The sequence below is a fragment of the Colwellia sp. BRX9-1 genome (genome assembly GCF_014077195.1).
GTDB lineage: Bacteria > Pseudomonadota > Gammaproteobacteria > Enterobacterales > Alteromonadaceae > Colwellia_A.
The window spans coordinates 1-18,683 of the sequence record NZ_JACGVM010000013.1 but is presented as its reverse complement, the minus strand read 5'-3'; the positions used below and the strand labels follow the sequence as shown (position 1 = coordinate 18,683).

Here is an 18,683-nt window from a genome sequence, read left to right as displayed (position 1 = left end):
TTTTTAAAAAAGTCTTAGAGTCATCGACTAGTGAAAATAAATCGATAATTGCCAGCTTAGCTAACAGTATAATCAAACTCTAATCTTTAAATGTTAACAATTCGCAAATCCATCTCTGTATATTAATGGCTGATTATTCTTAGCATATTAGCCAAAATTATCATTGAAATCAGCCTGACGAATTTTTGCACTAATATGTTCATAAAAAGATGATATGATAAGTTAAATTAATTTAACATAGCGAAGATTAGTAATGCGGATAAAATTAACTCAAGACCTAGTATGTGGCAATGACACTTTTTTAACGGGTGAAGAATACGAGGCAGTATTGATATTACCCCGTTCAACTACCGTAGAATTTATAGCTGACTCAGGTAAGAAAGTCAGAGCATTTAACTATGAATATACGACAGTAGCCTCTGCAACTGAAATATAGCAAGGTGAGTGCGATCACAGCCGTTTAACAGATCAATAAACGCTGAGAATCACAAAGTGGCTTAACTTAAGTTATATCAATTGATAGTAACCGCTTTCAAAAACACTCAATAAACGTAGTGAACGACCCAGTAGCGTCACTACGTTTTAAAAATATAACAACCTATATCGTTTTAATCATCTGCACCGTTTCAGGTTTAAAACCTAACGTTTGGTAGAAGTCGTTTGCTTTTTTATTATTAGCGAAAACTTCCAGATGCAGTAACCTGCACCCTAAATTTTTAGACCATTTCTCAGCAAACCCAATTAAAATCTTACCAACACCTAAACCCTGTGACTCAGGTGAAACAGCCAACAAAGGTATTGTTCCACACATCTCACCAGATATACTGTCTTTATGGGTTCTAACATGAATGAACCCCAAAGAAACATCACTTATTTCAGCGATAAAGGTAACGTTGGCTTGTGATGATTCAGCAAGCATTTCAGCAATATAATCAAATTGCATTTTTTGAATAACATCGTCAGAATGCCAAGATAACTGAGCAACGTCAGCTAAAATAGGTGAAAGTTTAAAAATAAACGAATGATCACTGAATTTTGCTTCCCTAATGACTAGTTCGTTATCCATAAACACTCTACATTCACACTTAAATATCAATTAAATATTAGCCGTTTAAAACGGCTAATATCACGTAGCAATAGCCTACTATTTTAGCTGTTTTTATTTATTGGGGATTTTACTTTATGCCCTAACGCATTCATATCAATGCCTTGTTCAGAGAGAATTTTCTCAAATAACGGCAGTAAAGCCCCTAGGTTTTCTTCCAGTGTATCGCGTAAAGTGTCAACAACAACTTGAGTGCCACGTTCTATCTCTATGTTAATATTTTCGCCAACAGTCTTAGCCTCAAACACTGTCATCCTTCGAGTCTCAGGAATTAACCAAACTTCAAACCACTGCTCTGTCTTATTCACTTGAGAAATGGTTAAACTAGCTCCGTTTAAGGCAATGTAGCCCTTTGGAAAGACATAGCGCTTCCATTCTTTTGACAAACCTAAACGGATACAATAATTGTCTTCTATGTGAGTAATGTTGACAATAGGGGTTTTAAAGTCCACATGCCCCGACAGAGGATGACCACCAATTTCAGCACCCTCTTTAGCTGCTCGCTCTACATTGACACAAGTATTTTTTCCATATTCGCTGAGGGTCGTTATTAAAAGGCTTTGTAGCATTACATCAAACTTGACCCTAACTTCAGACACTATTTCAGTAACCGTCAAACATACTCCGTCGACAGAAACACTTGCTCCTATTTCTAGATCAGTGCAAAAACCTTTGTTGAAATCAATAACAAAAGTTCTGATACCCTTTTCATCTGTAATATCGATAATTTTAGCTATCGATTGAATTATTCCTGTAAACATAAATATCTCTTCTTTAATTAGCAACACGCTTAATACTCATACATTGTTAAGCAGTGAAAAAAATGAACGTTATTGTCGGATAAGCTATGCCAATCAGTTTGATGTTATCACTTAAGGATATCAAATTGTGTTGAGGCATTGAATGGTTAGAAGTTTCGATCTGCATATTTAATTAAAAACATCAAAAACTATACTTTATTTTTCGCTGTGACCAAATAATAAATCAAATAAGATAGTTTCAATACGGTATGAATTTTCAAGATTTTCCATAGCCATCTCTCGTTCTTCTTTAGTTGCATCAGGTTAACCAAACAATTCATAGTAATCGCCTGCTTTGGCATTATTATGAGCTCTTTTATTTAATGCTGTACTGGAGACACGACCGGTGAGTAAAAAGAAAACGATAAAAATAAAGACGCTGCAATAACACTTATCAGTAAACACAAGTTATATAAGCTAAAATAGTTGGCTAAAATTTGAAAAAAATAGCAAAGCCAACCTTATTTAATGACTTCAAGTATGAAGCTATCAGGTGTTATTTATCGTCATTTTCAGAGACAACTTGCTCGTCTTCTGACGGTACCTCCTCCACAGCTGATTTTTTCAAACGTTTTTCTTCCTTTTTTTTCTTTTTAGCTATTTCTTTCTGACGCTTTTCGAAAGAGTAATTTTGCTTAGCCACTCGTATTCTCCTATGGGTATCTTAAATTTCTAGCATGAATAATACGGCATCCTCGGAATAATTGCGCCCTTGATTACCATTATAATAGATAAAATTAAGGGATAATGCTTTTATTTCATCTGTCGTATCAGGCTATTAGGCCTTTTTAATGATGCCAACAACAAATATCAATATAACCGCCCCCGCAGTCGCCGTAACAATTGTACCAATGACTCCGCCAGCAGATATACCAAGTAAGCCAAAGACAAAGCCACCAACCACTGCGCCTATAATGCCAACAACGATATTACCGAGTAAGCCAAAGCCAGCCCCTTTCATTAACCTTCCCGCTAACCATCCGGCTAAAGCACCGATAGCTAAAAATATCACCAATTCTGTTAAATCCATAAATTCACCTCTGCTATTAAGTCTTTTTCAATGCGCGACAATCTGTCACATTACAATCGTAAAATATAAGTTGGCTATATCTACAGTAAACAACACTAGTCAACTGTTTGTTAATTTAAAACACACCAAGAGTTATAATTAATTTTTCATCTTTTACTTCCAATGATTTCAATACTGCTTTGGCTAATTTGTGTTTTACATTATCATCTTTAAATTTATAAACTGGATAAACGGCCATCACTTTTGAAAGCATGGCCTGCGCAATATCTTGTATTTTTGGAGTGAAATTTTTAGGAACTTTATCAATGGCTAAACTAATAATTGTAGGGTTTTTAAAATAAAACTCACCTTTTTTAGGCTCATAATCTAATGTGCCTTTAATCATTACTTCACCGCTACCCTTAATTCCACCGGGAGCACTAGCGTCAATATTTGCACGAATACCTATTTCATCACTTTCTTTTAGTAAATCTATTGTAGGATTTGATAGGGTAACAGTGACAAAATATTTCTTTTTTTCGATTGGCATAAAAGCTGATATTTTTTCTTGTATCTCTTGTTCTGTGATTTCCTGTGTGTAATCTAACGCAACAGCAAACTGACTCAGTAGCGATAAAAAAACAAACATAATGCTTCGAAACATAACTTTTCCTTAAAAAATAACAACACTTTAAACAAAATATCATCTAGCTAAAAATAAACGACACCGTAATAAATGCCAACTATTATTTTCGTCTAAATCATATATTAAATATTATGCTCTTCTTCGTGTAAAACAAAACTCACCAATTTATGTACAATAGGAGATATAATTAAAATAGTTGGAAAGGCAAAGATAAAAGCGAAACTCCACGCTTTTAACCATATAGGAACAATATTCGTCACCATACCTACGTTAAACACACTAATAACAAAAGACATTACGCAGGACATAAGTAACGCCATAAAAAAAGAAAATACAACTTTGTGATATTTACGTGAAATCATCTTAAATACTCATAGATTGTTCTAAGACTCAGTGTTTTGCTGAGATTAAAAAGAAAATTTTTATGTCTGTTAACTTTGCGCTAAATAACCCCGTTCATTTATTAGCTTCGCCGGTAATTTAATTATTTATAAAATATCTATCAGGGAAAGAACCTAAGGTTGCCATTATTTAAACAGCTTATTGTATTTTTTTACAAGTAGACATATCTTTTGAAAGTTCTGTTATATATAAACCATTTTTACCGTGAAAGCGGTACACCATTATTACCCCCAAATTGATAAAACTTTCTAACGCTTTATTCGCACATAATGTACCTATCAACACTTTCTCAATAATTGGTTCAAAAGCCTTTACATCAAGTTGGTCAGCACTGTAATTTATCATAGTGTTATTATAGATAATGAAATTTTTGAATGTTGCTGCGTAATCAAGTCTTGTTTCTTCATCAATTATTTGAGCACCTTTAGCGTTAATTTTAGTAACTGCCTTAGTTAACTCTTGCGATAAAGATCGCTCTAATGGGGTCTGTTCAGCATGACACAACAACGATGTCGTTAAAGCGATAGGTAATATAATTTTTATTAAATCCATAAAGGTAATTTCCTTAAAAATCGAAAACTTGAAGGGATAAATTAGTTGATTAAAATATATCACACAACTCACCGTAACAAATTTAGTCGTTGCACTATAAAGCGCTGGTTTTACCTAAAGTATCAACTGCAATTAAAGCAATAAATCTAACGAGTATACTCAAAACTCAGCAGGCCATCATTCATTGTAACTTCCCTAAAACCATTAGAAATCAACACTTTTTTAGACGCTTTATTTTCGGGTGCAGTATGAGCAATAATACTATTGGTTTCTTCGAAGGAGCAGGCATGAGAAATGAGCAGGTTAACAATTTCTGTTGCATAGCCACGACATTGCCAACTAGGTAGCACAGAATAGCCAATCTCAACTATTCCATTACTATCTGGGGGACCAAAATATCCACCTGATCCCACGAGAGTTCTTTCTCCTGAAACGGCAATATTTATAGCATACCAGCCATACCAACCTTCAGCTAATTTACCGCCTTTTTCGAAACAAGAAAGAAAAAACTCCATTGCATCTCGGTCATATTCACCGCTAGGCCAATCGCTTGAAACAGATGCATTTAATTTTTCAGAAAGTAACAAAGGTGTTTCAAGTTCAATGTGAAGATGAGCGGCTGATGATGATATTAATTCGATGCGTTTTGAATTTAAATTTTTAATGATTTTTATTTACTCTATCGATTACGTTTTTTAACACTTATCCATCAAAGACTATTTTAGCTTCTGCTTCAACTTAACAAAAATCACTTAAGCATTTGATAAAAAGTCAATTAAAGCCTTTTTTTTGTTTGGAATGAATCAAAAAACAGCCCTCTTAATACTCATTCTCAATGACTTATATCGCAAAATCACTCAGAAATAAAATAATAACCTTTAAATAAAGCGGGACGAAATGCAAAACCACTTAATGCTCTTAGTGGTGTATAAGATATTATATTGCCGGTTGAGACAAAGCTTGAAACAACTCTTAACTGACCGTTTTCAAATTTAAATTTTAGCTGCTCATCGAGCGCGTAAACTCGACTGCTAACACCGCAATTAAAAGTGATGGCAGGTTCAAATTCATGGGTCAGCGTATCCATTTCGTTTATGGGTAATAGCTTACTCATAAGCATGCCATCAATATTAACCGCATACTTATTCAAAAAATCCTCTGCCGCAGTGCAAGACAAGGAAAAGCTTAATAGTATAAATGATAGTGTTTTCATTCGATCTCCCTATCGTTCTTTGTCGCTAAAGTTGCGGTCTGTAATAGACGGGCCCTCAACTGTCATTTATCCGTTTGATTCACTTGTTTTAAAGTCTTTATAATACAGTAAAAGCAAAGGTTAATTTACAATCGATATATTTAAGCATGCGATTGACTATCACAGGTATATCAAAGCATTTAGTACCTGAAACCGAGCTAACCGATACAAATATATCACAGTCTTCAATATTAACTCTTTGTCGGACATAATAGTCACTAATGTCGTCGAAGTTAGTGTCTGTTAAGGGTACACAAACAACATAAACATTATTTTCAACATTTTTATCGCACAATGAGCCTAGTATCTCTCGCTCGAGTGTAAAGGCTTGCATCTTATCTAATCGATTGAACCTGAAGCTTATTGAAGCCCTAGTCTTTGAATTTTCCACCAAACTCTCTATTTTGTATAACGCCAAATAATCAGCGAAGTAATGTAAGCTAAATAATACAACGAAGTTAAATAACGTCGCCAGTGCTATGAAGTGATAGTAAACGGGTCAAGTATTCTAGACCTGTAAATGACCTAAATTTCTTTTTTCATTACGCCTGCGAACTCAAGACCACCTTCAAGTTCACGAAAATCTACGTTAACCAGTTCCCAACCAGCACTGCCAAGTGTATTGAGATAACTTTCAACATCTTCTCGTTTTCTCCCTTTAAACAGTCCTGCTGTCTCAACATCTCTGGTATCTACTATTTTATATTTGTACTGTTTCATCAATTTTATCCTCAAAATAATTCAATAATGCCGGCCTCAAACTTAACTAAGGAGGTTTATTACCCGCCCTTAAATTGTTGCTTATAAATTCTATATTTTATTTAAAGATACGCCATCCCTTAAAACTGATTGCCATTGGGTAAGTTGATTTAATTTATAGCTTCTCTCGATAATATTTGTGTCTCTATCAAGCTTTACTACATAAGGAACAGCACGCCCTTCGTTTCCAAAATAACGTTTCTGCAAGGCCATTGTGCCCTCACTAGCTATCCACACTTTACCCGTAAAACCAGTTTTAATTAACATGCGGTTAATTTCATCAATATCATCATCCAAGGCAACAGCTAATAAATTAATGGGTAATTGCTTATTAGCGGTCACTTTCTCTAGCGTCATTAAAGATTTGTAGCAAGGAGTGCACCACGAAGCAAAAAAATAAATAACGGTATCGTTCCCCTTAAGTTCATCAAAAGAATGACGACTTCCTTGAAGGTCTATTAAATCTATTCTTTGAATGGGCTTGTTTACAACAGATGTAAAAGATGGCGATAAAAAGCCCAGGTAGTTTGCCCCAGCAAAGCCAATAAAAAATAATATAGGTAAAGAAATTAACATCCATTTTTTCAACGTCGTACTCCAATGTTTATTTAGCGCTGCTTAACCAGTCTTATTTGTCATCAGCCTGATAAGTGAATAAACCAATGAGTGCTTCACTCACGAAAATAACACCATACTGAATAACAACAACAAACATAAATCCAATACCTGCTTGAGCAGAAGGCGTTATGCCAAATAATAATACTGCGCATAATAGTGAAACAATAACGCCAGCTATCGCCCTACACCCTATTAACAAAGGGCTACTATAAGCGGCTCGATTTGCAAGCAAAAATACCAGCAGGTAAGGGAGCAAAATAAAAATAGCTTCCCAAAAACCAAACCCCCAATATTTATAAGTAACCGCTATTAAACTAATTAACGATAAGGCTTTACTATATTTATAAAGATTCAATTTAATCATTTGCATTCCTTTGCTCATCCGCTCTCAGTAGAGAGTAATATTATCATTGGCAAAATGCCAAATTAGTAGCACAGCTATTTGCGTTATTGCCTGCCCTATTTAATTTATTATCGTTAAGTTTAACTAGTTTACTTTAGGTTTTCTCAAGAATACTGTTAAGTTCAGCCCTTAAACGTATTAGAGAGTCTAAGTGATTGTTTGAGGATTTTACCCCTCCATATTCAGCTTGTCTAGATTGAGAAAATTTAACAATATTTAAGGCCATGTCTATTTTCTCAACTAAAGCAGCACCCTCTTCAGGTATCGGTTTTATCCACTGTAATGAAGTTGATAGATCTTCAGTCCCTTTTTTAGATAATAATTTTATTAATTCACACGCGTTCATATAATACCTTTACTGATTATGCCCATTTATAGGCAATAAATATCTAGCTAAAATATTGAGAAGATTATAATAACTATTTTTTGTTTAACTAAGCCTTTAAGCCCCAAACCAACAAAAGTTAATAATAGACCTATTGCTGTGATGAGATACACACATTTCCCTTGGCAGCCAATAGTCAATTCACTGTTAAGTATACCTTTTAACTAAAAATCAACGTAAAAGCAATGATGAGCATAGTAAGTCCAACAATAAATTCTAGCACTTGCCATGACTTTGGTTGTTGAAATAGCGGGGCTAAAAATCTTGCTCCATAACCCAAACTAAAAAAGAAAGTGAATGAAGCTGAAATTGCCCCTAAGGTAAATTCAATTTGCTTTCCCTCATATTGTGTTGAAATGCTCCCTAAAAGCACCATAGTATCGAGGTAAACATGAGGATTTAACCATGTAAAAGCAAGACAGATAGCAATCGTTTTTAAGACTGAATGCTGTACTTTAGCTTCTGGTGTTAAGACATGACGTTGACTGAATGCTGACTTAAAACTAAGTGCAGAATAAACAATAAGAAACAAAGCACCGCCATAACGGGCATACGTTTCAATAAAAGGATACTCATTTACAATAGCGCCAAAACCTGCAACACCCAATGAAATTAAAATGGCGTCAGAAATAGCACAAATAGTACAAATTAATAAAACATGTTGTTTTTTAATTCCCTGCTTCAAAACAAAAGCATTCTGAGAACCTATTGCAAGGATAAGAGAGAGGCTAAGAAAAAATCCTGCGAAAAAAGTTGTCATATAAATTATCTTTTCTAGTTGAATAAAAATCAAACACTACGATTAACCCTTTATACAGGGGGCAATAAAATAGCTTTTGTTAGCAGCTAAGTAAACTTTAAAGTTTACGAATGCCACTGTGCGGCTATTAGGCACATAGCGTGTTGAGATACTTGCTTTAACCCGAAGGCTTTGTTCTTGTATAGATTAAATATTTTTTTCAGATAGCACTCATTGTAAAATCATTTTCATGATGTGAGTTTATTTTCATGTAAAACTTGCTGAATATACGGCCACTTTTTCTTAGTGTATTCATCCCTATCGTCTTTATAAGTAATGGCTAATTCTTGTTTTAAATTTGCGTATCCGTTAGCGATAACTGAGTTTGAACGTAATAAATTTCTGAACCTTAAACGTTCATTCCAGAGTGGGCTTTCAAACGGCACCAAATGTAAGTGATGTGTGCGAAATTCATCTGAAGGTTTGCAAAACCAATGCATAACTTCAGGCTTATAAGGCCAATATTTATAACCGTTTTGGACAAGCGTTATAATAGCAGGTTGAGCGAGTTCCAAAGACTTAACGCCAAACATTATATCTATTATCGGTTTAGCAATCATGCCCGGAACAGCAGTACTACCTACATGTTCAACAGAACCATAAAGCCAATCACCTGCAACAGCTATTAGGCGTTTTTTTTCTGCTGCAAATTTATCATCCCAAGATGGATTATACGCTTCAAGAACGATTGCGGCTTGACTGATATTTTGTAGTTCCTTTGTCATTAAACCTCACCAAGTGCAAAATCACAGTCGATTATTATATTAAGTACAGTGAAAAAATTGGGGTTAAATGTTATCAATTATGCGATTGGTTATCTTCCATTACAAACCATTTTCTACCATGGTTTTAATTTTAATAGCCTTAACGAAATGATCTAATCTGTGAGTCTGTATCCACCATGTTGCAACTTCCATAAGTAGTTCAGGTGTTTCATTTTTATTAGCAAAAAAGGCATAAAATGATAGTCCAACGTTGTCACCATTACTCGCTATTTTTTTATTACAAACGTCGATAATTTTTAATCGTAACTCTGCTTTCATTGTTTACTCATCGCCTTTAAATTTACCATTAACCCACAGATCTATAAGGTATATTAACGGCTTTATCTTTTATAAACATCAATCTATGCAAATACCTGATGAGTCAGTTAACGTTTCTATTTTAGATTCAATTAACAGAAACTATACAAAGCACTTAACATTAATTTGAGTGATTTTAGTGACTTGACCACGGCATTGTTAAGTCTTTATCTCTTGAAGATGGTTATATAAATGCATGACATGTGCTATTTCATACTCCGCTTTCGATAGCTCACCGTAGGCAAAATGCGGCGCAAGAATCCCCTGATAACGGCTAAAGTTGAGCAGAGATTGTTTTAAACGAATGAGTGCGTGTGCTGAGTCTAGATGTTTAATAATAATTGGAGCACTTGGAATAGGCTCTCCTAAGTCATGTGTCATCTTACCCTTAGATGCAAAAATCGAGAATGCGAGTTGACCAACCGTACTCTTAAATAAATTCGATTTATGTTCTGGAAATTCAGACATTGAAAACTCTACACTTTGTGCGCAATGGGTAAATATTTGATATGGGTTCCATTCGCCTTGGTGGATAAGACTTTCATCAGATAAATCATCTAGATTTTTTAAAGCCATCTCTACAGTAAGGCTATTTTTATTGCCCTCTTTAATCAGGGTAAATGCGCCGGCACCTACTCCTAAAATAACTCCGCCACCTACCAGTGAAGCTTTAACAAACTGTCTACGTTTCATTTCAAATCCTTAAAAATTATTCTCCCAATAGGAGGCTAAGTTTAGTGAACTAAAGGTTATTGACCGTCCTAGACAAAAAAGCACAGCTAAAATTTTCCCGACTTGAATGACTTATGTTGGCTCTGTTATAAGAGTTATTATTTAAATCGATCTTAAAGTAAAAACATTAAGTATCGTTCGACTTTCTCTCTTGTTCCATTTTAGCCATTCTAATATTTAATTCTATAAGAGACTTTTGAATATCCATTAACACAGGGTTAGATTTAGAATGGTTCCTTATTTCTTCTTCACGAAAGCCGAGTCTGGAATCAAGGTAACCAATAATCAACGACAATAAAACGAAAGTGAACAATATAATTGGCACTGCAATCATTGGACTTGTAAAGACAAATTCAGTGACAAAATTATCACCTAGTGATTTAATAAAAACGAAAATTATCAGGAGGAATTGTACATATCCAATATACATTTTCGACCTATCTATGTAGACCTTCCATCGAATCAAAGTTTTTTTGTTAAGTCGTGAAATCAAGTAAACTCCTAGGGGTATGACGCCACATTAAGCGTCAGAATATCAGGTAAAGTATTAGGTAAAGTATTAGGACGAAGCAAACGATATTTCTTTGCAAGGATATGTGAATACCCCTTACTGAGAAATTATTGATACCGCATCACCCTGGAATTTTGGGCTGCCCAGCAATTATTAATAAGATCTACAGGTGAAGTCCAGCAAACATAATCCCATTTTACTGCGCTAAAGTTACCACAAAAAAGAACTCAAACAAGCAGGAAATCATTTAATTAGCACCGTGAGTAAATATAACCTCCGCTAAGCGACTAAGCGCAGTTTACTAGCGCTAGCAAAAGGCTACTTTAGCTTTAATTAGCTAGTGTGATTTTCTTATGAGATAAAGTTTTTTTCCATAATGTCTATAATAACAGCCTCTGACAGTTCATTTAGTGCGTATTCAGCCGACGAATAAATATCACCTTCTTTGCTACCCAATGCTATTTCTATAGTATCAGGCTTCTCATCATGGATGAGTACCACGATCTTCTTGTTCTGGGCTATGCAATCAATGGTAATCGCATCAGCTTTCATGCCTTGGTTACGTAGGTTTTTATCCATTATGCCCATCAATGTATCAACATTATCAAATTGGTTGTAGAACGAGTCATTCGCCTTAGCGACAATCTCTGATACCTTTTTTAGTGTACTTTTCATTTTATTAACCTCAACAAAGATAAATACCCTACCCAAGGATAAGTAATTATTAGCTATATTTATAAGAAATGGCGCGAATCAAGTGTGAACGCTCATTGTAAACGTGTTGAATACCGATCAACCCTCTAATTTAATAAGATATTTATGCCTATTAAAATCAAAGTGACACCACCCAAGAATTCAGCCTTACTTTCTAACCAAGTACCCGTTTTAGCGCCAATTAACACGCCCAACCAACTGAAGAAAAAAGTCATGCTACCAATAATAAAGCAAGCGACGAATGGATTTACAGCTAAAATGGTAAAAGTAAAGCCAGCTGCCATGGCATCAATACTGGTAGCGATGGCAAGTATTAGCATAACGCGATGAGTTACTTTTACAATATCATCTTCTATGCCTTCAGAAAAAGATTCATAAATCATTTTAACACCTATGAGCAAAAGCAATAAAAAGGCTAGCCATGTAGCATAAGACTCCATCCAACCTAGTATTCCTCGTCCTCCAAGATAACCCAATAAAGGCATCACCCCTTGAAATAGCCCAAAATATACTGCTGACATTAATGCCAAAGGTGTAACCTTGCTATTGTGTTTTGCCCCTAAGCCAATTGATACTGCAAAAGCGTCCATACTCAATGCCACAGCTAAAATTAATACTTCATTCATCAAGCAATTCGACCGTTAAATAAAAAAACATAAAAAAACCAACACAAAATTAAAAGTAAATTACAGATAAAGGAATGTTGACTAGAATAAAAGATACACTGTTTTGTTGGTTGTTATAGAGTTCAAGGTCCGAGCCTTAAAACGATAGTTGTAAAAAAGCCACCTAATCGACTAATTAGACCAATAAAACCTGCTAGGTATCTTACTAAGCACTCATTTCACCATCTAGCGTAGAGAGAATAAGTGCTAAGGTTATTATAGATCTGATGGCTGCCCTAAGTCACATTTTTTACACTTTAATAGGTGGCCTAACAACGAATCGCGTCCCTTTTCTGTTATTACCCTAGGGCGACTTATAAAAGGAGGGTTATGTCTGACATGCTGAAAGTGACCACATTTTAATTCAGCGACCCAATCATCTTCTTCATCTTTATGATAACCGACAATAGATTGATTCATTAATACCTATCACAATTTGTTTAGAGGTGAAAAATAATCGTTAAATAACAGAGTAAAAAACAACGACCAAGGACTCATCCAAGTTTTAAATATAATATCAAATAAATTTTATTTGCTTAGTATATCTAAAGCTAAAATTCCCCACATAAATAATACCGCTAAAAAATTTATATTAAATACACTGCCTCTCAGGCGAATGTTTGTTGAAACTATCTGAACAATACTATGCACCACACGTCCGATAACAAACATCCAAGCAGCCCATAAATATGCGCTTTGATATAAATCGGGCCGCGCAATTAAAATGATACAGATAACATAAAATAATACCGGCCATTCAAATTGATTTGAGAGATTAGCGCTAGTGCTTTTCTCTAAGTTAAAAAAGGGATGACAATCATCTGTATTTTCAACAGTACCCCAAATATTTGGAGCACGTATTATTGTTAGTAATACATACAGAATGACTACCCATAAAACATAAGATAATAATGGTCCAAATAAAGCGTATTCATTGATAACTGTCATATTTTAAAATTCACCTAGCGCCTTCTAAAAGACTAATAATGCTTAGCTAAAATATCGAGGAATAAAAAAGCCAATGGTTTGTTATATATAAAAAATAAAATTTTACGTTATTTGTTTGCGGCTACCGGCTTAGAAAAGAAAACAAAAGGGATCGCTAATGGACCAACAAGCAGTGCAGCTAGCACCCATAATGTTTTATTAGCATTACGGTATTTAGCTACATAAAAACACAAAACCATACTGATTAAACTTATAATAAATAAGATCACCATTATTATTCACTCCAATCTATAAATAAAGACACTAAAATTAAACAGACGATTATAGAGACAAATAATGTTCCATTAAAAAGCAAGTTATTGATGGTAAAATAGTCGATGAAGGAGTAAATAGCTAACGGTTATTTTTATACTTGGTATTTTATTATATTTTAATTGTTTAGATAAGCCACTAACACAATGGATAGCACATAAAAGGATATTCCTAACAGACAGATTAAATTGATTTTTTTAGACCTTATCTTCTTAAAAGAAGCAAAATCATGAAATTCTATTTTAAACTGACCCAAGGTCAGTATTTTTAGAATCAAGCCGCCAGTCGTATAAAAAATAAATCCAAATATAGTCTCAATTAATAACCAAACAAATATATCTATAACGAAACTCATAAGACTTACTCCTAAAAAAACATTCCATTAGTTACTGATTTTTAATGGAATGTCTGGCAAAAAAAACAACGTTTATCTGTCAATAATGTAGCTTACTTATTGATGACATATTCTTTAACATCAAATGATTCAACTAACGAAAACATCTTACTATTTAAGCCTAAGTCACGAAAATTATCTAATGCTATTTGGTCTTGCCATTTTTCAAATATGTTAACTTGGTTAAATTAAATGGGAACATGCTCTTTTTAGCATAACTTGTTAGGCCGTCACCTGACAAAAATATACTTTTGTTCGAAATTAATAAGCGTTTAAACATGTCTAGTAATTATCAAAACACACCAAGAGTAACAAATGAACACCAAAAATTTCACCAATATATTTTTAATTGGCATTTTTTCTAGTATTGCCTTTATTGTAATCCAACCTTTATTTGGAATGCTTACGTTAACTTCAAGACACGCATCAGCATATATAAACGTAGGTAACTATAATGAAACTACCGCCATTGCATTATCATGGCTTGTACATAGTAGCGTATCTGTGTTTTATACGTTTATTGCTAGCATTATTTATAACTTTAACGCTTCATATTTAGTAAGTGTTGCGCAAGTAATAATTTTAGGATGGCTAACAACACTTACAGCAACCCCTGCCAATGAATGGGTTGTAAAACTGATAACTACAGGACAATTTACATCAATTACGTCTTTATCTGAGTTGAACACTGAAATTGGCCCTAAATTGTGGCTTCATATTTTATTTTTTGCATTCGTATTAACCGGACTGGGACTTACTAGATTAATCAGTTCACCCAAAACATCCGTTTAAACAACTTACAAGCTCACTGCATATGAAGCTTGAATTAATTTTTCAGCTTCTTTAATAGTCAAATTTGATGATTTACAAATGACATAACCATTAACTTGAGAGATGATATATTTAGGGGGAAGGTCTCTGGGAATATGTTCAAACTCTCTTTCTACAAGCTCAATTGCGGTAAAACCAGCGATACCACATAACTGCGTAGCTCTACGATTAAAGATTTTATGAGCAGCCTTATGGTCACTCCATGGGGCAAAATTTGTTTTTGCTACAATAGAATAAAGCCCTTTCTGAAGCTTATTGTCAGAAAATCCACCACCTAAGGCATTTGGCCCATTATTTAAATTATGATTGGACACAGTACAACCACTTAACAAAAAGACTAATACAACATACTTTGAAATTTCCAATATCATTCCTTTAATATATAACGCCCTATAACAAGCAAAAATTAATTAGCTAAAATGCTCAACGACCTCAGAAAAGCGAGCTATGTTGCATTTATACCAATGCTAGAATAATTAATAACCCAACCTTCACTCAAAAAAACATTACAATTAAACTGCTTTTAAGGGTAACTTAAATAAGGTGTACAAATTATTTTTTAGATCCACAGACAATAAAGGCGATATAATATTAAGTATGGAACCGCTTAAGTGATCCGATAAAATAGAGTCGAGGATTATTTTTAGTCTTAAAAATTTGAGCACGTTTAGCGTTTTTATACTGCCATGTTTTATCATTACTTTGCGTGAAAGCGCTTTCCATAGTTATTAAGTCACCTGAGTGAGCTAAAAAATAGTTAATCCCCCATTCGAAAGACTTATTATATGCCCCTCTAAATCACACCACCGGCTTTCAAAATAATAGCCGTTACTGCGAGCAAAAACGCCCCTGAATAAACCATTTTCCCAGAATATGCGGCTTTGTCCCAATTCATAGCACAATAAACTAATGAAAGAGGAAAGCACAAAAATACAGACCAACCAAATAAGTGCTGTTTATTTCCCAGAGCTACAATAGCAGCAAAAATAGAACCTATAACCAATAGCATTAACCCTATGGACCCAGTTAATAACGCCACTACTATAATGTTTTGAACCATACTTAACTCACACCTGTATTTACGATAAAAATAGAGAAATAATACCACGTTAAGAGCTAAATCTGTTAGGTACAAACAACAGCCAACTTTTATTTAGTGTTGCATTAATGCCTTGTAATGTAACTATGCTAGATTGATGAAAAATAACTAATAGCTAACTCTATTGCCTTCTTGGTAATTACCGATTAGGAGGAGGCATCCACAAAGCTAATCCTGTGTATACAATAACAATGATGCCTCCAGTCAATAGTGCGGTGAGTAAAAAAGCGATTCTAACTTTATAGGGATTAATCCCCTGATATGCAGCTATTCCACCAGCAACTCCTGCTAGTATGTTTTTTTCTGATTTAGGAAGCTTACCAAAATCCATTTTTATACTCCTAGTTATATAACGCCAAGCTAAGTGGCGATAAATTGTTGGCCAAAATAAGTGGGGCACGAGAACGGCCAACTGTTTGTTATCTGTGTTTAATAGCTTATGTTGTTACAAGCCGAAAAATATCCAGTGACTTTTAAACCTTTCCTTAAGGTTTGAATCCGTTTGTATTACCGATGAAATTTGAGAACACTCAAATGTTAATTCAGATTGTCCTTTAATAGCTGCAATTATATTAGGGTAAATCACCAGTACATTTTCTATTACAACCGAATTTAATAATTTAATATTAACAATTGAAGCATCCTGCTTGAACTCTTTGAAGGGACCATCCCTTTCGATTATTTGTATGGATATTTCAAATTTAGCCAACGCCTAACCTTCCTTTACAACATAACGCCCCATTAAGAGCCGACTGTTATTAATCATGCTTGAATGCCTTATATGGACCATTTTTGATCGACTTTATCTGCTTTCTTTCGGCCTCAGTTAATACATTATACCAGCGAGGATAGGACCAACCATAACCCCATCTAAATGACGTAGGAAAATATGGGCTTCCTCCCACTCGCACACCTGCTAACATTAGCTTGGCAATTTGTGGCTCGCCAGTTTTTGAAACACACTGATGAAGTTCTTTATCTGCAACCAACCTCTCTTCATAAGTTCCACCTTGCCAATAAGCATAATCGTGAGCAGTGCAGCAAGATAACCATAGCTCTTTATGATCAAATGTACCGTCAGGGAAAGAACTGCACCCATCTGATGTGAAAGGTTTAATATTGTCAGCTTTAACTGTCACTGAAAAAAGTAGGAGGATGAAAACAAAAACTATACGCATACACTTTCCATGATTAACACAAACGCCTAATTAACAGGCAAAAAATTGGTTGGCTAAAATAGCGATGATGGAACAAATAGCCAAGTGTTTTTTGTCCAACTTGAGTGGCTTAGGTATTTAGAACACCCAACCTGCAACTATTGATAAATCTTTTACATCATGGCTAAAAGAACCACTTACATCATTGACAGCATAGCTTTCATTTACAGATAATAGTGAGTACTCAATGCCAAGATATAAATCTTCTGAAAACTTATATTCTGCGCCTAATGAATAATATAAATCATTTCCACTTCCATCACTAACTGGTGGAGGGCTAAAATTTGTAAGTTTTTTTGGCGTATAGTTTTTATATGACCAGTGAGCAAGTCCAACCCGAGCATTAACAGTAAAGTTAGTGACTAACTCTATTTCACCTTTTATTCCAAACCTAATAGATTCAATTTCAATAGGTATAATTGCTTCTGCGGTATAGTCATGCTCAGAACCTAAACAGCAATCTCCGCCAGAAGGTGCACCTGTGATCGAAGTAGGATAATAAACTGTAAATTCATTAACCACACTTCCATGATCATGTTTAGCAAGTTCAATTGAAACATTATCGAAAAATTTAACACCGAATCTAAACCCAAATGAACTATCATTCAAAGTTGCAGAATAGCTCTCATTTGAAACTTTTGGATTTAAGAACGATTTAATTTCATGTTGGGATTTACCGATAAGTATTTCTGATACGAAAACTGTTTCCCCTAAAGCAAATAACGGGAATAAAGTTAAAATCATCCCAATAATATTTTTTTTCATTTACATCCTTTAAAATAAATACAAACTCTGAACTAGAGAAATACTTAACGCCCTACTAACAGGCAAAAATTGTTTGCTAAAATGTTGAGGAACGAACAACAGCCAGCTGTTATTTGAACGTCTTATTATACTACTGGTTCTGAAACCTCTACAGTTTGATTTTTAAGCTTATGATAACTAAATGTTCCTCTTACCCCACCAATGAGGATCACAATAAATAAAATCGCTAAGAAAGGTACTGACGGGTTAGTTATAAACATACTAACTTGTTCGATAATATAAAAAATTAAACCAAACGTTGCTGCGAATCGGCTTAGTTTCCAAATACCAAATGCAATAAGTATAAAAATAAATGAATCGACAAATGCCCAAGCATCAATTCCTAAAATGGGATCGTTATACATACCATATAAGGCAAATGCGGCTGTAACTGTAGCAACAAATAATGCTACGAACATAGAACCTTTGGTAGCAGCTTTGGCAGACTCTATTGTTGATACATCAGGCCAGTAGAAATTGTCTTTTTTAGTATCACTCATGCTTAAATACTCCTTGCAGCATAGACACAATGACTCCCCACAAGGTGCTAGCCTCTAAATGTGGGTTAGTTTTACAAACCAGAGCCATAATATATGTGTCAACATTATCAAACAGAGGCTAGCATGATAAAACATAACATACTT

33 protein-coding genes are annotated in these 18,683 nt (G+C 34.4%); 2 read left to right on the top strand and 31 right to left on the bottom strand.

Annotation, left to right across the window (positions count from 1 at the left end; all coding sequences use genetic code 11):
* The first annotated feature begins 253 nt into the window (after window positions 1-253).
* On the top strand, window positions 254-436 hold the full coding sequence (locus H4J76_RS12715; RefSeq protein WP_182215904.1) for a hypothetical protein: 183 nt from the start codon (window positions 254-256) through the stop codon (window positions 434-436).
* Window positions 437-598: 162 nt separating this feature from the next.
* Here H4J76_RS12715 and H4J76_RS12710 read toward each other — a convergent pair whose 3' ends face one another.
* From H4J76_RS12710 to H4J76_RS12595, 24 genes are all read right to left on the bottom strand, one after another.
* On the bottom strand, window positions 599-1,066 hold the full coding sequence (locus H4J76_RS12710) for an N-acetyltransferase (protein ID WP_182230764.1): 468 nt from the start codon (window positions 1,064-1,066) through the stop codon (window positions 599-601).
* A gap of 83 nt (window positions 1,067-1,149) precedes the next feature.
* Window positions 1,150-1,866 (bottom strand): riboflavin synthase subunit alpha, encoded by a 717-nt coding sequence (locus H4J76_RS12705; RefSeq protein WP_182230763.1) that lies wholly within the window; start codon window positions 1,864-1,866, stop codon window positions 1,150-1,152.
* A gap of 535 nt (window positions 1,867-2,401) precedes the next feature.
* Window positions 2,402-2,548: a hypothetical protein gene (locus H4J76_RS12700; RefSeq protein WP_182215898.1), complete on the bottom strand. Its 147-nt coding sequence runs from the start codon at window positions 2,546-2,548 to the stop codon at window positions 2,402-2,404.
* 135 nt (window positions 2,549-2,683) lie between these two features.
* Entirely contained in the window at window positions 2,684-2,935 is a 252-nt protein-coding gene (locus H4J76_RS12695) for a GlsB/YeaQ/YmgE family stress response membrane protein (RefSeq protein WP_070376763.1), read from the bottom strand.
* Window positions 2,936-3,050: 115 nt separating this feature from the next.
* A complete protein-coding gene (locus tag H4J76_RS12690) occupies window positions 3,051-3,578 on the bottom strand; it encodes a DUF1439 domain-containing protein (RefSeq protein WP_182230762.1) in 528 nt (175 codons plus the stop codon).
* Between the two features lie 104 nt (window positions 3,579-3,682).
* Complete coding sequence (locus H4J76_RS12685; protein ID WP_259366447.1) at window positions 3,683-3,880, bottom strand: DUF2798 domain-containing protein; 198 nt, start codon at window positions 3,878-3,880, stop codon at window positions 3,683-3,685.
* 220 nt (window positions 3,881-4,100) lie between these two features.
* A complete protein-coding gene (locus tag H4J76_RS12680) occupies window positions 4,101-4,514 on the bottom strand; it encodes a hypothetical protein (protein ID WP_182215892.1) in 414 nt (137 codons plus the stop codon).
* Between the two features lie 146 nt (window positions 4,515-4,660).
* A complete protein-coding gene (locus H4J76_RS12675) occupies window positions 4,661-5,101 on the bottom strand; it encodes a GNAT family N-acetyltransferase (RefSeq protein ID WP_220466024.1) in 441 nt (146 codons plus the stop codon).
* A gap of 266 nt (window positions 5,102-5,367) precedes the next feature.
* Window positions 5,368-5,727 (bottom strand): hypothetical protein, encoded by a 360-nt coding sequence (locus tag H4J76_RS12670; protein ID WP_182230761.1) that lies wholly within the window; start codon window positions 5,725-5,727, stop codon window positions 5,368-5,370.
* A 97-nt stretch (window positions 5,728-5,824) separates the two neighbouring features.
* Complete coding sequence (locus H4J76_RS12665) at window positions 5,825-6,157, bottom strand: hypothetical protein (protein WP_182230760.1); 333 nt, start codon at window positions 6,155-6,157, stop codon at window positions 5,825-5,827.
* Window positions 6,158-6,291: 134 nt separating this feature from the next.
* Window positions 6,292-6,486, bottom strand: a complete 195-nt coding sequence (locus H4J76_RS12660; protein WP_070376757.1) for a DUF4177 domain-containing protein — start codon at window positions 6,484-6,486, stop codon at window positions 6,292-6,294.
* A 90-nt stretch (window positions 6,487-6,576) separates the two neighbouring features.
* Window positions 6,577-7,113: a TlpA disulfide reductase family protein gene (locus H4J76_RS12655; protein WP_182230759.1), complete on the bottom strand. Its 537-nt coding sequence runs from the start codon at window positions 7,111-7,113 to the stop codon at window positions 6,577-6,579.
* A gap of 40 nt (window positions 7,114-7,153) precedes the next feature.
* On the bottom strand, window positions 7,154-7,507 hold the full coding sequence (locus H4J76_RS12650) for a hypothetical protein (protein ID WP_070376755.1): 354 nt from the start codon (window positions 7,505-7,507) through the stop codon (window positions 7,154-7,156).
* Between the two features lie 133 nt (window positions 7,508-7,640).
* Entirely contained in the window at window positions 7,641-7,892 is a 252-nt protein-coding gene (locus H4J76_RS12645; RefSeq protein WP_182222630.1) for a hypothetical protein, read from the bottom strand.
* Between the two features lie 199 nt (window positions 7,893-8,091).
* The gene (locus H4J76_RS12640; RefSeq protein WP_182230758.1) at window positions 8,092-8,691 is read right to left on the bottom strand and encodes a LysE/ArgO family amino acid transporter; all 600 of its coding nucleotides are present in this window, start codon (window positions 8,689-8,691) and stop codon (window positions 8,092-8,094) included.
* Window positions 8,692-8,918: 227 nt separating this feature from the next.
* Window positions 8,919-9,455 carry a GrpB family protein gene (locus H4J76_RS12635; RefSeq protein ID WP_182230757.1) on the bottom strand — a complete coding sequence of 179 codons (537 nt, stop codon included), beginning with the start codon at window positions 9,453-9,455 and terminating at the stop codon, window positions 8,919-8,921.
* Between the two features lie 99 nt (window positions 9,456-9,554).
* Window positions 9,555-9,773: a DUF6500 family protein gene (locus H4J76_RS12630; protein WP_070376751.1), complete on the bottom strand. Its 219-nt coding sequence runs from the start codon at window positions 9,771-9,773 to the stop codon at window positions 9,555-9,557.
* 198 nt (window positions 9,774-9,971) lie between these two features.
* The gene (locus H4J76_RS12625; RefSeq protein ID WP_182230756.1) at window positions 9,972-10,505 is read right to left on the bottom strand and encodes a DUF1569 domain-containing protein; all 534 of its coding nucleotides are present in this window, start codon (window positions 10,503-10,505) and stop codon (window positions 9,972-9,974) included.
* Window positions 10,506-10,671: 166 nt separating this feature from the next.
* Complete coding sequence (locus H4J76_RS19965) at window positions 10,672-10,869, bottom strand: hypothetical protein (RefSeq protein WP_259364962.1); 198 nt, start codon at window positions 10,867-10,869, stop codon at window positions 10,672-10,674.
* A gap of 537 nt (window positions 10,870-11,406) precedes the next feature.
* Window positions 11,407-11,730, bottom strand: a complete 324-nt coding sequence (locus H4J76_RS12615) for a hypothetical protein (RefSeq protein ID WP_182230755.1) — start codon at window positions 11,728-11,730, stop codon at window positions 11,407-11,409.
* 125 nt (window positions 11,731-11,855) lie between these two features.
* Complete coding sequence (locus tag H4J76_RS12610) at window positions 11,856-12,395, bottom strand: manganese efflux pump MntP family protein (RefSeq protein WP_070376747.1); 540 nt, start codon at window positions 12,393-12,395, stop codon at window positions 11,856-11,858.
* Between the two features lie 255 nt (window positions 12,396-12,650).
* The gene (locus H4J76_RS12605) at window positions 12,651-12,854 is read right to left on the bottom strand and encodes a DUF3565 domain-containing protein (RefSeq protein WP_182230754.1); all 204 of its coding nucleotides are present in this window, start codon (window positions 12,852-12,854) and stop codon (window positions 12,651-12,653) included.
* Window positions 12,855-12,962: 108 nt separating this feature from the next.
* The gene (locus H4J76_RS12600) at window positions 12,963-13,382 is read right to left on the bottom strand and encodes an MAPEG family protein (protein WP_182230753.1); all 420 of its coding nucleotides are present in this window, start codon (window positions 13,380-13,382) and stop codon (window positions 12,963-12,965) included.
* Between the two features lie 107 nt (window positions 13,383-13,489).
* Window positions 13,490-13,654 carry a hypothetical protein gene (locus tag H4J76_RS12595; protein WP_182230752.1) on the bottom strand — a complete coding sequence of 55 codons (165 nt, stop codon included), beginning with the start codon at window positions 13,652-13,654 and terminating at the stop codon, window positions 13,490-13,492.
* Between the two features lie 749 nt (window positions 13,655-14,403).
* Between H4J76_RS12595 and H4J76_RS12590 the strand changes: the two genes are divergently transcribed.
* Window positions 14,404-14,880: a hypothetical protein gene (locus H4J76_RS12590; protein ID WP_182230751.1), complete on the top strand. Its 477-nt coding sequence runs from the start codon at window positions 14,404-14,406 to the stop codon at window positions 14,878-14,880.
* A gap of 5 nt (window positions 14,881-14,885) precedes the next feature.
* On the opposite strand, the gene H4J76_RS12585 is transcribed toward H4J76_RS12590, so the two are convergent.
* The 7 genes from H4J76_RS12585 to H4J76_RS12555 form a co-directional block, all read right to left on the bottom strand.
* Window positions 14,886-15,284, bottom strand: coding sequence for a hypothetical protein (locus H4J76_RS12585; RefSeq protein WP_182230750.1), 399 nt, complete (start codon window positions 15,282-15,284; stop codon window positions 14,886-14,888).
* Between the two features lie 428 nt (window positions 15,285-15,712).
* Window positions 15,713-15,979 (bottom strand): hypothetical protein, encoded by a 267-nt coding sequence (locus tag H4J76_RS12580; RefSeq protein WP_182218402.1) that lies wholly within the window; start codon window positions 15,977-15,979, stop codon window positions 15,713-15,715.
* 178 nt (window positions 15,980-16,157) lie between these two features.
* A complete protein-coding gene (locus H4J76_RS12575; protein ID WP_070376741.1) occupies window positions 16,158-16,349 on the bottom strand; it encodes a PspC domain-containing protein in 192 nt (63 codons plus the stop codon).
* Window positions 16,350-16,463: 114 nt separating this feature from the next.
* Window positions 16,464-16,727: a hypothetical protein gene (locus tag H4J76_RS12570; RefSeq protein WP_182230749.1), complete on the bottom strand. Its 264-nt coding sequence runs from the start codon at window positions 16,725-16,727 to the stop codon at window positions 16,464-16,466.
* Window positions 16,728-16,776: 49 nt separating this feature from the next.
* Window positions 16,777-17,196: a hypothetical protein gene (locus tag H4J76_RS12565; protein WP_182230748.1), complete on the bottom strand. Its 420-nt coding sequence runs from the start codon at window positions 17,194-17,196 to the stop codon at window positions 16,777-16,779.
* A 117-nt stretch (window positions 17,197-17,313) separates the two neighbouring features.
* Window positions 17,314-18,000 carry an outer membrane beta-barrel protein gene (locus tag H4J76_RS12560; protein ID WP_182230747.1) on the bottom strand — a complete coding sequence of 229 codons (687 nt, stop codon included), beginning with the start codon at window positions 17,998-18,000 and terminating at the stop codon, window positions 17,314-17,316.
* A 125-nt stretch (window positions 18,001-18,125) separates the two neighbouring features.
* Window positions 18,126-18,539: a hypothetical protein gene (locus H4J76_RS12555; RefSeq protein WP_182230746.1), complete on the bottom strand. Its 414-nt coding sequence runs from the start codon at window positions 18,537-18,539 to the stop codon at window positions 18,126-18,128.
* Between the last annotated feature and the right edge of the window lie 144 nt (window positions 18,540-18,683).